The sequence below is a fragment of the Candidatus Rokuibacteriota bacterium genome (assembly GCA_016209385.1).
In the GTDB taxonomy this organism is placed as follows: Bacteria; Methylomirabilota; Methylomirabilia; order Rokubacteriales; family CSP1-6; genus JACQWB01.
This window is the reverse complement of record JACQWB010000070.1, coordinates 1-12991: the sequence shown is the minus strand read 5'-3', so window position 1 is coordinate 12991 and position 12991 is coordinate 1. Positions and strand designations below refer to the sequence as shown.

12 protein-coding genes are annotated in these 12991 nt (G+C 68.0%); 4 read left to right on the top strand and 8 right to left on the bottom strand.

Annotated elements, in window-relative coordinates; all coding sequences use genetic code 11:
- Positions 1-211 precede the first annotated feature (211 nt).
- The gene (locus HY726_04935; GenBank protein MBI4608335.1) at positions 212-1027 is read left to right on the top strand and encodes a tetratricopeptide repeat protein; all 816 of its coding nucleotides are present in this window, start codon (positions 212-214) and stop codon (positions 1025-1027) included.
- 554 nt (positions 1028-1581) lie between these two features.
- Here HY726_04935 and HY726_04930 read toward each other — a convergent pair.
- From HY726_04930 to HY726_04895, 8 genes are all read right to left on the bottom strand, one after another.
- Positions 1582-2970 carry an ATP-binding protein gene (locus HY726_04930; GenBank protein MBI4608334.1) on the bottom strand — a complete coding sequence of 463 codons (1389 nt, stop codon included), beginning with the start codon at positions 2968-2970 and terminating at the stop codon, positions 1582-1584.
- A gap of 103 nt (positions 2971-3073) precedes the next feature.
- A complete protein-coding gene (locus HY726_04925) occupies positions 3074-3994 on the bottom strand; it encodes a branched-chain amino acid ABC transporter permease (GenBank protein MBI4608333.1) in 921 nt (306 codons plus the stop codon).
- On the bottom strand, positions 3984-4859 hold the full coding sequence (locus tag HY726_04920) for a branched-chain amino acid ABC transporter permease (protein MBI4608332.1): 876 nt from the start codon (positions 4857-4859) through the stop codon (positions 3984-3986). Before HY726_04920 ends, HY726_04925 begins: the two co-directional genes overlap by 11 nt.
- Complete coding sequence (locus tag HY726_04915; protein MBI4608331.1) at positions 4859-6067, bottom strand: amino acid ABC transporter substrate-binding protein; 1209 nt, start codon at positions 6065-6067, stop codon at positions 4859-4861. Before HY726_04915 ends, HY726_04920 begins: the two co-directional genes overlap by 1 nt.
- Positions 6057-6791 carry an ATP-binding cassette domain-containing protein gene (locus HY726_04910; protein MBI4608330.1) on the bottom strand — a complete coding sequence of 245 codons (735 nt, stop codon included), beginning with the start codon at positions 6789-6791 and terminating at the stop codon, positions 6057-6059. The genes HY726_04915 and HY726_04910 overlap by 11 nt, the downstream gene beginning before the upstream one ends.
- Positions 6791-8122, bottom strand: coding sequence for a CoA transferase (locus tag HY726_04905; GenBank protein MBI4608329.1), 1332 nt, complete (start codon positions 8120-8122; stop codon positions 6791-6793). Before HY726_04905 ends, HY726_04910 begins: the two co-directional genes overlap by 1 nt.
- Positions 8119-9447 (bottom strand): CoA transferase, encoded by a 1329-nt coding sequence (locus HY726_04900; GenBank protein MBI4608328.1) that lies wholly within the window; start codon positions 9445-9447, stop codon positions 8119-8121. Before HY726_04900 ends, HY726_04905 begins: the two co-directional genes overlap by 4 nt.
- Positions 9448-9526: 79 nt before the next feature.
- Positions 9527-10180, bottom strand: coding sequence for a hypothetical protein (locus tag HY726_04895; GenBank protein ID MBI4608327.1), 654 nt, complete (start codon positions 10178-10180; stop codon positions 9527-9529).
- A gap of 242 nt (positions 10181-10422) precedes the next feature.
- On the opposite strand from HY726_04895, the gene HY726_04890 reads away from it, so the two are divergent.
- The 3 genes from HY726_04890 to HY726_04880 form a co-directional block, all read left to right on the top strand.
- On the top strand, positions 10423-10842 hold the full coding sequence (locus HY726_04890; GenBank protein MBI4608326.1) for a hypothetical protein: 420 nt from the start codon (positions 10423-10425) through the stop codon (positions 10840-10842).
- Between the two features lie 78 nt (positions 10843-10920).
- Positions 10921-11466, top strand: a complete 546-nt coding sequence (locus tag HY726_04885) for a hypothetical protein (protein ID MBI4608325.1) — start codon at positions 10921-10923, stop codon at positions 11464-11466.
- 48 nt (positions 11467-11514) lie between these two features.
- On the top strand, positions 11515-12991 hold a 1477-nt coding region (locus tag HY726_04880; GenBank protein MBI4608324.1), incomplete at its 3' end, for a CoA transferase.

Genomic DNA, 12991 nt, shown 5'->3' with positions numbered 1-12991 from the left:
GGCCTCCCCCAGGAATGGTGGTTCGAGCCGAGGGGCTCCCGACGAGCCGCAGGCGAGGAGAGCCACGAGGCGAGGCCCGAGTCAATCGCGCGGGCAAAGCCCGCGCTCGGAGTGGGACATCATGAACGTGGCGGTGTGGCTTGGAGAAGCCGCGCGGCTTACCGGGACGACCTGGTAGCCTCAGAGGGTTATGGTGCCTGGTGATCCATCCGTGGAGGAGTTCGCGCAGGCCGTGCGCGGCCCCGACGTTGGGATCGACCTGGCGCGCTCGGCCCTGCTGATCGCCAGGCTCGAGTATCCGTCCCTCGACGTCGAACGCTACCTCCACCGCCTCGACCGTCTGGCCGACGAGGCCCGGGCCCGAGGGCCGGAGCCCGACCGGCTCAGGCGCCTCCACCGCCTCCGCGAGTTCCTCTTCGAGGAGGTCGGGTTCAAGGGGAACTCGGAGGGGTACTTCGATCCGCGGAACAGCTTCCTGAACGACGTCCTCGAACGGAAGCTCGGCATCCCGATCACCCTCTCGCTGGTCCTGATGGAAGTCGGTCGCCGTCTCGGGCTGGACATCAGAGGGATCGGGCTCCCGGGCCACGTCGTCGTGGGGAGCGAGATCAACGGGTGCCAGGTGCTCCTGGACCCCTTTCACGGCGGGGCTGTCCTCACCGCCCAAACTGCCCAGGAGCTGGTCTCCCGCGTCCTCGGTCGTCCCGTAACCCTCAGGGAGGAGCACTTCTCTCCCGTCACCAAGCGCCAGTTCCTCACGCGGATGCTTAACAACCTGAAGGCCATCTACTGGCGGAGCGAATCCTGGGCCAAGGCGCTCGTGGTGATGGAGCGGCTCCTGATCCTGAGCCCTGACGCGCCAGCGGAGATCCGCGACCGCGGCACAGCCCTCGTGCACCTGGGCGAGGTCATGCGCGGTATCACCGACTGGGAGCGCTACCTGGGCCAGCACCCCGAAGCCCCCGACGCCGAGACGGTCCGGACCCACCTCCGCCAGATCCGCGGCGCCCTCGCCACGCTGAACTGAGGCGACAGGAGTTTCAAAAAACTCTTCCTGAATCCCCGCTCACGCGTAATTCACCGCGCATCGGTATCATTTCGTGGTTTGGCCCTTGTGCGAAATTGCTATACCCCATTTACTCGAAAAATAAATCCCTGGGAGAGCAAACGATGCAACTGACAGTGAGATTGGGTGGCAGATCGTATGGCTCAGAGCACAGCTCGACTCGTGGTGACTACTATGAAGGTCTCGACGACGTTAGCATTCGGAAATGGCGCCTTGTGGTGTCGGGCGGCGGCTACCCGAAACCAACAGGCGTTCTCCTGCACTTTTCAAATGACAACGAAGACGAATGGCACCAAGGCGGCAGGCTTTCCCTGCCATTAAGTGTGGCGAGAAAGTTAGGCGCAGCTTTGGCTGACCTCTGTTTCGCCACGAAGTGGGCTGTCGTTTTTCGTATCAAGGAGGAACCCCGCAGGATCCGAATAAGGCGCAGGGAGGTCACGCTTCAATCGGTCAGGAGGTCCTTCAGGTCGAAGGGCCTGCGGTTCGGGGGCTGATTCCTGCGGATCCGCCACGCTTCAATCGCTCAGGAGGTCCTCCAGGTCGAAGCCCTTCACGCCGGTCCTCCGCAAGTCGGCGGCGACGCCGGCTCGGCCCCAGAGTGCGTAGATGGGTGTCTCAACAGGCCGCGGTGTCCGCACGATCTTGCGGCGAAGAGACTCGATTTCTGCCATCCCCAGGGGGTTCTTCTGCCATTTGGCCTCTCCCACGAGAGCGGCTCGCCCCCCCTGAAGACCTAGCACGTCAATCTCGCACGGCTCACCTGACGTTGCCCACCACCGTCCAACGACTAGGTCTCGGGGGAGCTTGCCTCGCCGGACCAGTTGGCCGGCGTGTGCGCGGGCGCAGTCCTCGAAGACGTGGCCCAGGTGATCTTCCCAGCGAGGCCGGGCCCGCCGCAGGACAGCGGCGCCTTGACCTGCCTCGATGAGGTGGATGTCCGAGTAGAGCACGCGAAACCAGAACGCCAGGTAGGTGTCGGCGATCGCGTAGTTTGGACGCGCCCCGCGCGGCGCACCGACGGGCAAGACCTTTGAGACGAAGCCCGCACGGGTCAGCACCTCCAGGGGGTGTTCGATACGCTGCTCGGCCTCTGCGGTGATTTCCGCGTACTTCGTCTTCCCGCGGCCGGTAGCAGCCAGGATTCTTGCATACCCCCCGGTTTCAGGCAGCTCCTCGCCCATGATAGCCACGGCGTCTTCTAGCAGCAGACCGCCGGAGGTTCCGGCAAGTCGTTCGAGGTTCAGCTGAGTGGATTCTGCCTGGTCCCAGGCGGCCAGATGAAGGGGGTAGCCGCCGCAGGCCGCGTAGGCCTCGATGAGGAGTTCGGGATCCAGCTTGGGAAGGAACGCTCGTGCGTTCCATAGGTCGAGAGGATCCAGGCGCAGCGAGAGCGTGGGGCGGCCGCGCAGCGGGCCGCCTGACCCGATCATGGCTTCGATCGTCGTGATGGCCGAGCCCGTGAGCACGAGCAGGAGCTTCGTGCCCCGGCGGAGATAGTCCCAGACCGCCTGCACGATGCTCGGGAAGCCGGGTGTGGAGCGGGTGAGGTAGGGCACCTCATCGAGGACGACCGCGAGAGGTTCCGTTGCCGCGAGAGCGGCCAAGAACCGGAGCGCTGCTTCCCAGTTCTGGAAGCCTCCACCCAGGAGGTCGGCGGTCCGGTCTCCCAGATCCCGGCGCACGGCCGCCGCGAGCCGCCCGAGCTCCACCGCTTCGGCCTGCTGGGTGGCTCCGAAGAAGACGGAGCGCTTCCCCCGAACGAAGTGCGCGAGGAGAAAGGTCTTGCCCACCCGTCGGCGACCCCAGACTACAACCAGCTGCGGCTGGGCCCGTCGTGCGGCGCGCCACGCCCCTTCGAGCTGTCGGAGTTCTTCCTGGCGATTGAGCAATCGGTCCCGTGCCACAACCGCATAATACTACAAAGCCCTTGTAGTACAAAGTCCTTGTCCTTATCAAAGAGGTGGGCTGGACCAGCCGAAAAAGGCTGGCGGAGCCAGGCCGATTCGCTCAACTCTGTCGGAAGTATTTCTCCAGAGGGCGGCATCGCCGGTGGGCCCAAAGACCCGCCAAACCCGACGGCAGCGCCAGGACCACGACGATTAGCGTCAGCCCGAGGCCCAGCAGGTAGACGTAGCGGAACCTGAGGAGCAGGACTTCGGAGGCCAGGCCCAGGAAAACCGCACCCACGACCGGTCCCGCCACGCTCCCCGCGCCCCCGAGCAGCGCCATGATCACGGTCTGGAACGACACGAGGGGGTTGAAGACCTGGGGGTCGATGTAGGTCCAGCGCGGCGCCATGGCGGCGCCCGCCGCGCCCATGAACGCCGCGCTCAGCGCGAAGGTCGCGATCTTGACCGCTCGGGTGTTGATCCCGAGCGTCTCCGCGCGCTCCTCGTCCCCGCCGATGCCCACCAGCGCCTGGCCCCAGCGCGATCGCCTCAGGAGCACCACCGTCGTCACCGCCAGCGCGGCCAGCGCCAGCACGGTGTAGTAGAGCGTGAGGGGCCCGGGCTGAACGAGGAGGAGCCGGCCGACCGTGCCCGTCACGCTGGTCTCGTACCAGATGAGGACGTGCTTGGCCAGCTCGGCGAGCCCGAAGGTGAAGACGGCGAAGTAGGGGCCGCGGAGCCGGAGCGCCAGCCCCCCGACGACGAGCGCCATCCCTGCGCCGACGGCAGCACCGATGAGGACGGGGAGCGGCCACGTCGCCCGGCCACTGACGACCGCGGTCATGTACGCGCCGGCTCCCCAGAAGGCGCCGGTTGCGAGCGAGAGGTAGCGGGTCGGGCCCGAGAAGAAGCTCCAGGAGACCGCCAGCACCACGTCGGCCAGGATCGCGAGGGTCAGCGAACGGAAGTAGGGCGAGAGCAGCGCCGGCGCGGCCGCGAGCGCTAGGAGCAGGACGGCTGCCGGGGCTCTAGCGGCCAAGGAGTCCGGAGGGCTTGAGGATCAGGATGAGGGAGAGGACGCCGTAGCTCGCGATGAGCCTGGTGTCCGAGGCGGCCAGGTGGACGGAAAAGGTCTCCACCAGGCCGAGGAGCAGGGCTCCGACCAGGCTCCCGAGGAGGTTTCCGAGACCCCCGAGGATCACCACGACGAGCGCGGTGACGGTGTAGGGGAGCCCGACGAACGGGGTCAGCTCGAAGAGCATGCTCACGAGCGAGCCCGCCACCGTCGCCATGGCCACGCCGACGCCGAAGCAGCGGGCGTGAACCCGTCGGAGGTCCACGCCGACGAGCTGGGCCCCCTCGGGATCCTGCATGAGGGCGCGGACGGCCTTGCCGGCGAGGCTCGTCTTGAGAAAGAGGTAGAAGGCGACGGAGAGCGAAAGCGCCGCCGCGGCGGCGACGAGCCGGTTGGCGGGGAAGACGGCGCCGAGGAAGCGGAGCGGGGCGGCGAGGTAGCTGTAGCCTTTGAGGTCTGCGCTCCAGAGGAGCAGCGCGGTGTTCTGGAGGACGAAGAGGAGACCGAAGGAGAGGAGGAGCGAGCGCGACTCGAGCACCTCGGGCGGCTCGCCGGGGGCGAGCAGTCGCGCGTACAGGAGCCGGTGGAGGACGAGGCCGGCGCCAAAGGCCACCGGCCCCGTGACGACGAGGGTCAGGAGCGGATTCATCCCCCAGCCGGTATGGAGCGCGTAGGTGAGGTACCCACCCAGCATCACGAACTCGCCGTGGGCGACGTTGAGGACGCGCATGAGCCCGTACTGGAGGTTCAGGCCGAGCGCGATCAGAGCGTAGAGGCCGCCGGTGATCAGCCCGCCCACGGTCAGGTCAAGGAGGAGCGAGAGGCTCATCACGCCCAGGCCGGCTTCGGGACCACCGCCGTCCCGGTCGCCCGGTCCCTGGGCCACACGATCTCGAACTCGCCCTTCTGCCACTGCCCCACCATGCCGGGCGTGGCGACGTTGACGCCTTTAACGAACTTGATCGGGCCCGCGACCGTCATGAACTCGGTCGAGTCCAGCATCTCCTTGATGCGCTTCCGGTCAAGGCCGACCTCGCCCACGCAGCGCTCGAGGATCTGGAGCGCAGCGTAGGCGAAGGCGCTCGCCCACCGGTCGGGTTCCTTCTGGTGCTTCTTCACGTGGGCCTCGAAGTATTCCTTGGCGCCGGCGAACTTTACCTTGGGGTTCCAGCCCGCGACCCCCATGACACCGTCGGCGCCCTTGAACCGGTCCCGGTAGAACGGGAAGGCCGTGCCGACGGCCGTGAGGAAGACCGGCGGGTTGAAGTCCGTCTCCTTGGCCTGGGCCGTCGCGAGGATGTTGTCCGGCGGGTAGGTGAGGCCGAGGAAGACGTCAGCACCGGCGGCCTTGAAGCCCTTGAGCATCGGGGAGAGGTCCTTGACCCCGAGCGGGTAGCTCTTGGTGTCCACGACCTGGAGCCCCGAGTCCTTGAGCAGCGCCGAGGCCATGTTGAACATCTCGATGCCGAAGAGGTCATTCACGTAAGCCACCGCCACCTTGCCAGCCTTGCCCTGGGCCTTCAGCTCCTTGAGGAGCGCTACCACCGCCCCCATCATGGCGTCGGGCTGCTGGAGGATCACGTAGAAGTAGGGGAAGGCCAGCTCCTTCAGCTTCATCGAGGTGACCGTGGGTCCGATGAGCGGGTAGCCGTACTTGTTGGCCACCGGCGCCACGGCGAAGTTCGCGGCGGTCCCCCAGGGCGGCAGGAGCAGGTCCACCTTGTCCTCGGTGCAGAGCTTCTCGTAGAAGCGCACGACGGTCTCGATCTCGCTCCTGTCGTCGGTGGAGATGAACTCCACCGGGCGGCGCCCTTCGCCCTTCACCAGGAGCCCGCCCCGGGCGTTGACCTGCTCGGCCCAGAGCGCATAATTCGGTCCCTGCGTGATCCCGGCGCCGACCGAGTATGGCCCGGTGGCCGACAGCGTGTAGCCGATCTTGATCGGCTTGGCCTGGGCGCGCGCCCTGCCGGCGAGCACGGCGAAGGCTGCGCCGCCGGCCGCACCCTGCTTGAGGAACTCTCGACGATCAAGCTTCATGGTCGTTTCCTCCTTTGTGCCCAAGATAGGCTTCCAGCACTCGGGGGTCGCCGGCCACGGCCCGCGGTGGACCCTCGGCGATCACCTCGCCGTGGTGGAGGACGATGGCCCGGTCGGCGATCCCCATGACGGCGCGCATGACGTGCTCGACCCAGAAGAGCGCGACTCCCCACCGCTCCCTGATCTGCCTCAGGAGCGCGGTGGCCCGATCGATCTCGGTCGGGGTGAGTCCCGCCAACGGCTCGTCCAGCAGGAGCAGGCGCGGGCCCAGCGCGAGCACCATCCCCAGCTCGAGGAGCTTGCGCCGCGCGGCGGCGAGACGCCGGGCGGGGACGCCGGCTTCGTCGGCGAGCCCCACGAGCCCGAGGAGCTCGTCGGGGGCCGCCAGCGGCGGCCGCCCGGCGAAGCGGGACGCGATCTCCACGTTCTGCCGCGCGGTCAGCTCGAGGAACGGGCGCGGGTTCTGAAAGGTCCGCGCAATGCCCAGGCGACAGATGCTGTGGGGCGGGCGGCCGACCAGCTCGCTCCCCCAAAAGCGGATGCTCCCCACCGAGGGGCGGTGGAGGCCGCTGATCAGGTGGAAGAGCGTCGTCTTCCCGGCGCCGTTGGGCCCGATGAGTCCCACGATTTCCGCGTCGGCCACGCGAAAGCCGACGCCGCGGAGGACGGAGAGGCCGCCGAAGCGCTTGCTGACGCCGTGCGCTTCCAGGATGGCGCCGGCCACTAGATCACCCCGCGGGCCTGGAGGCCGGCGAGGGCTTCCTTCCCGTAGCCGAGGTACTTTGCGTAGATGTGGGCGTTGTCCTGGCCGGGGGTGCGGCAGGCCCACTTGAGGCGCGGGGGCGTGGCGCTGAGCTTCTGGAAGGGGAGCTGGATCAGGAGGTCGCCGTAGGTCGGGTCGGTGAAGACCGCCAGCGCCCCGCGCGCGCGGTAGTGCTCGTTCAGAACCACATCCCGGAGCTCGACGACCCGCCCCGCCACCATCACGCCTCCCTCGATGGAGCGATTGCCCTCCTCGAACTTCTCCGCGATCTCCTCAAACGTCAGGCCCGTCGTCCAGGCCTCGACCTCCTTGTGAAGGGCGCTCTGGACAGCGAGGGGACGGCGCGACGGGATCGACGGATACTGCTCGATCAGGTCGGAGCGCCCCATGAGCCGGCAGAGGGCCTGCCAGGCCGGCTCCATCACCGCAGCGAGGAGGAGGTAGCCGTCCCGGCAGCGGACGTAGGTGTAGGGGAAGATGGCGGTGTCGTAGTTACCGACGCGCGAGCGGAGAACGCCGTCCAGCTCCCACCAGGCGGCGCTCACGTCGGCGCTCCGCATCAGCGCCTCGGCGGGCGAGACATCCACGAACTGACCGGCGCCGAGCTGGGTCCGAACATGGAGCGCGACGAGGATTCCAAACGCTCCCCAGAGCCCGCCCAGCGTCCAGCCGTGCCAGCTCCCCTGGCGGGTGGGGACCGCTGACAGATCCTCGCTCTTGGCTGCGGCCCGGGCCCTGCCGTCTCCGGGAGGGAAGCCGGTGATGAAGGTCACTCCGGAGAGCGCCTGGTCGGCCACGTCGGCGTTGGGCTGGCCGCACCCGGCCCGAGGGCCGAACTGGCCGTACGTGTAGAGCGCGCAGTAGATCAGAGGGGGGTTCGCGTCGAAGAGCTGACGGTAGCCGAGGCCCCAGGCGTCCATCTGGCCTGGCAGGAAGGTCTCGATCAGGACATCGGCCCGCCGGGCTAGACTCCTCAGGATCTCGCGTCCCTCCGGATTCTCGAGGCTCAGCGTGATATGGAGCTTGTTCCGGCCCTCGACCAGATAGCCGAGGCCCGTGTCACGGTGAAGGAGACCGAAGGGGGCGAAGTGCCTGGCCGGATCTCCGCCGGGTGGCTCGACGCGGATGACCTCGGCGCCCAGCTCGGCGAGAAACGAAGAAGCCACCAGGCCGGCCATGCTGGCCCGCGAGCAGTCGAGGACGAGGAGGTCGTCGAGCGCTTCGGGCTTCGCGAACGCTGTCCCCGGATCAACGCGCGCCCTGACCCACGCGGCCCATTGCTCGGTCGTCATAGCGCCTGCCCCTCGCCGTGCCAGTCGTCGGGGGGCTTCTGGCCCGGGCGATCGCTCCAGCGCCCGATGATCCCGTCGCCCTCGAGCGCCTCCAGCTCCGCTCGCGTGAGCCCCAGCAGGCCGCGAAGGACGTAGTCGTTGTCCATGCCGATGGGTTTGATGACCCACTTGATCCTGCCCGGCGTCGCCGAGAGCTTGGCGGGGGGTCCGTAGAGCGGAACGCGCCCGTAGAGCGGGTCGTCGTGGCGCCAGAGCATACGGCGCGCCGCGAGGTGAGGATCCTCGCAGTGGTCCTTTCCGTGGGCCACCCGTGCGGCGGCGAAGCCGTGGCGGTCGCCGAGTGCCACCAGCTCGGGGACCGTCTTCCCTTTCGCCCAGCTCCGGATCAGCGCCAGGAGCTTCTCGCGGTTGGATTCCTCCGCGCGCGCGAGCTGGGTCCTGAAGCGGGGATCGTCTGCCAGCTCCGGGTGGCCCATGGCTCGGGCCAGTCCGACGAACGCTTCATCGGCGGGAGCGGCGATCGCCACAAACCCGTCGGCGGCCTCGACGATGTCAGAGGGAACGATGGCCGGGTCGGCGTTGCCATATCGCCCGCGGTGCTTTCCGGTGAGCCCGTGATAGACCCAGGTCCAGTCCAGGGCCCGGATCAGCGCCTCCACCTGGGCGATCTCGATATACTGGCCCTCGCCGGTCCGGTGCCGGTGATGGAGCGCGGCGAGAATCGTCGCAGCGCCGGCGACCGCCCCCAGGTAATCGCCGATGTAGCCACCGCTCTTGAGCGGCGGCCGCGTCGGGAAGCCGGTGATCGCCGCCATCCCGCTCTCGCCCTGGGCGATCGCGTCGTAGGAGGGCCGGCCTTCGCCGTAGGCGCCCCACTGGCCGAAACCGTTGTGGGCCGAGTAGATGAGGCGCGGGTTGACCTCCCGGAGCTGGCGGTAGCCGATCCCCCAGCGGTCGAGCGTGCCCGCGCGGAAGTTCTCCACGAGCACGTCGGTCCTGGCCACCAGGCGCTTGAACAACTCGACTCCCTGCGGCTTTCGAACGTCCAGGCCGACGAAGTACTTGTTCTTGGGCTCGTTCAGCCCTATCAGCGACATGTTCCAGTGGTAGCTGGGGCCGAGGGCGCGGATGGTGTCGCCGACGCCGGGGATCTCCACCTTGATGACCTCGGCGCCGTACTCGGCCAGGTAGGTGGTCGTCGTCGGGCCGAGGAAGATCGTGCCGAGGTCAACGACGCGGATCCCCCGGAGCGCCTCGGGCTTGGTGAAGATCTTCGCCGGATCGAAGAGCGCGCGGGTCCACTCGAAATAGTCGGCGGGCGCCATGGCGCCCCGACTCTAGCAGAACTGGCGGCGTTCGATCAACGCCCTCGGCGGTCTTCGCCTTGGCGCTGGAGGGCCCCGCCTAACCGCTCGGCACGGGCCGCTGGTAGAGGTCGGGCAGGAAGAACTCGATGTTTCCCCACTCTTCCACGTTGTGCTTGAGCCAGGCCGCGCGCATCCCGGCGGGGAAAATGCGCTCGCGCACGAGCCGATTGAGCCCGGCTCTCCCGATCCACGCCGCGAGCCCCACCGTCATCGTCGTGTTGAGTTGCGTCCCGCCCGCCACCGGACCAAATTGGCCGTGGAGACGCATCCCTGCCCGTCCCAGGGCGGGCACCTCGAGAACGATTTCCGTCTCGTCAAGCCGTCGGACGTGCAGCACCCGGTCGACCAGATACCTCAGATCACCGCCGAATGCCTCCACGATATGGAATCGCGATCCGGCCCCGACGCTCCCGTCGGGGAGTCGGGTCTCGACCTTGTAGTGAATATGGTCGATCGGATGCCAGACGAGATACCTCGGGTAGGTCTTCCCGCCCAGCTCCATTTTTCCTTCGATGTTGCGGAACCACCAGACGAGCATCTGCGGCGTCACGCCGTGAATGACATCGTGGTCGATCCGGAGCTCCACGCGCCCGTCGGGCAGGATGCTCTCCCAGGTGCGAGCGCTGGAAAACGGCTTCATGCTCCACGGGATCGGTCGCGGCGGCAGCACGGACCATCGCGCTCTCCCCATAGCGGCGCTCCTCTTTGGAAGCAGGCCGGATGCCAGGAGCGCGCCGGCCCCGGCGAAGCCGGCCTTCAACACACCACGGCGAGAATACGGGCGGCCTGCCATGGCGGTTCCCTCGCCTCGGTCAGGTTATCATGTGCTCCCGAGAGCGACCAGCACCGCGTGACAGAATCGACCCCCTTGCCAGCCTCTCCGGGCTGGCGTATGTTCACGGGTGCCGACTTTGGGGAAAACGAGGCCCTGCGATGAGGCTTCCGTTCACGGTCATCGACGCCGATGGGCACGTCCTGGAGCACGCCGTGGACTGGGCGGCCCGTCTCCCCGCCAGGTTCAGGAAGGACGCCCCCGGGTGGGTCACGCTCCCGGACGGCGACCGGCACTTCATGGTGGAGCGGAAGACCTGGCCGACCCGCCGCGACTTCTACGGCGCGCTCGGCCTCTGGCCCGAGCCCCACAAGGCCGCACACCTCTGGAGCTGGGAGCGCGAGGGCCAGTGGGATCCGGTCAAGCGTCTGCCCGACATGGACGAGGAGGGGATTGACTACGCCCACTGGGACTGCATCTGCCCGGACTCGGTGAAGGCGATCGCCTGGCGCGGTGACCTCTCGGACGACGTGAGGCGGAAGATCCCCGGCGCGAACGCCGCGCGCCTGTTCAGGATCTAGTCGGCTTGGAAGGCTGCGCTCCCGCCGCAAGCGGGGCGCCGGGTTGTGCCACAGAGCCAGATGCCTGAGGAGGCCAGCATGAGTGCCCACAGGTTCCTGATCCTGGCTATGGTCCTCGCCACGCTCGCGCTCGCTCCGGTGGCGAACGCCGAGCTTGCCGTGTCGGCCAACGACAACAAGGTCGTCCTCGTCAACGGCCGCGGCACCGTCGTCCAGAATCCCCCGCCGGACACGGTGGCGATCATCGACCTGAAGGCGTCGCCACCCAGGGTCCTCGCCACGCTCGAAGCCGGCAAGTCGCCCGCCGGGGTTTCCATCAATCGCCACGGGACACTGGCGCTCGTCGCCAACCGCGGCGACGGCACCGTCTCGGTCTTCACGATCCAGGGTAAGACCGTGACCCCGGCTGGCACGGTGAAGGTCGGTGACGAGAAGGCCGGGGTGAGCCACGTCGCGATCGCTCCCGACGGGAAGAGCGCGCTTGTCACCCGGGACGGTGACAACCAGATCACGCTCCTCGCCATCGACGGCAAGGACCTGCAGGTGTTCGAGCTGACCGGCACCACGCTCAGGGACACCGGGGCCGAGGGCGGGCCAGCGGCGATCCGGACCGCCGAAGAGTAGCCGACGGGGACGAAAGTGGGCGCGGCCCCCGTGGCTGGCGGCACGTCGATGTTTGACGACTATTTCGCCTGGACGCGCGAGGCCTTCAGGCCCGACCGGATCTCCGCCAAGCCCGAAGGGCTTCGCGCCGTCAGGGTCCTCGAGCTCGCGACGCTCGTCCTCGGGCCGGTGACCTCGTCGTACCTCGCCGAGTTCGGTGCCGAGGTCATCAAGGTCGAGCTCCCGGGGAGCGGCGATCCCCTCCGCTCCATCACCCCGCAGGCGCGCTTCTGGAAGAATGCGGCACTGGCCTGGCTCAACGAGGCCCGCAACAAGTACCATGTGGCCTTCGACGTTCGGAAGCCCGAGGGCCAGGCGCTCTTCAAGGCCCTGGCCGCCGAGTCGGACGTCCTCGTCGAGAACTTCAAGCCGGGAACGATGGAGGGGAAGTGGGGGATCGGCTACCGCCAGCTCAGGGAGCTGAACCCCGGCCTGATCTATGTGACAAACACCGGCTTCGGGCAGTGGGGCCCCTTTTCCCAGGGACGCGCCTCCTACGACGCCATCGCCCAGTCCGTGAGCGGGATGGCGGCGATCACCGGCTTTCCCGAGCGCAACCCGCTGAAGTCGGGGGCGTGGATCGGCGATTACTTCGGGGCGCTGCTCTCGGCTGTCGCGGTGCTGGCCGCGCTCCACTGGCGCGACCGGACGGGGCAAGGTCAGTTCATCGACTTCGCCCAGTCCGAGGGCCTGATCCGGGCGCTCGACTGGACCTGGGTCCGTCACGCTCTCACCGGCGAGAGCCGCGGCCGGTACGGCAACCGGGACGTCGCGATCTCGCCGTCCGACATCGTACGCTGCGGCGACGGGATGGCTGCCATCGCCGCGCCCTCGGATCAGGCTTTCCGCGGTCTCTGTCAAGCCATGGGCCAGGCCGGGCTGGCCGACGATCCAAGGTTCTCGACCCAGCTCGCGCGCCTGAAGGAGGAGAGCGCGACGTTCCTCCTCAAGCTCATCGGCGGGTGGGCCAAGGACAAAACGGTGGCCGAGGTGGACGAGCTGGGGAGCCGGTTCGGCTTTGCCTCGGCGCCGGTGGCCACGTCCCGCGATCACTACCACGATCCGCATCTCCGTGAGCGGGGCGCGGTCTGGCAGCTTGATGACCCGATCTACGGCGAAGTGGTGGAGTACGGGCCTGTGCCGAAGCTCTCAGAGACCCCCGGGCGGCTCAAGTGGGCGGGGAAGCCGGTGGGGCTGGACAACGACTATGTCCTGACGACGATTCTGGGACTCTCCCGCGAGGAGATCAAAGAGCTCGAGGCCAAGGGCATTGTGGGTAGCTGGAACGACACGATTGGCCGGAAGCCTCCCGACGGGTGGAAGGGCGAGGGCCAACTGCCAGTGAGCGCCGAGCAGCAGACCGCAGGCGGTTCGAGCGCTGGCTCTACCCCGGCCATGGACTCGGGCCTCGCCTCGGGGCTCTCCTCGCCTGCGGCTCGTCGGGAGCCCCTCGGCTCGAAGATCCACTCGGGCCTCGCCTCGGGGC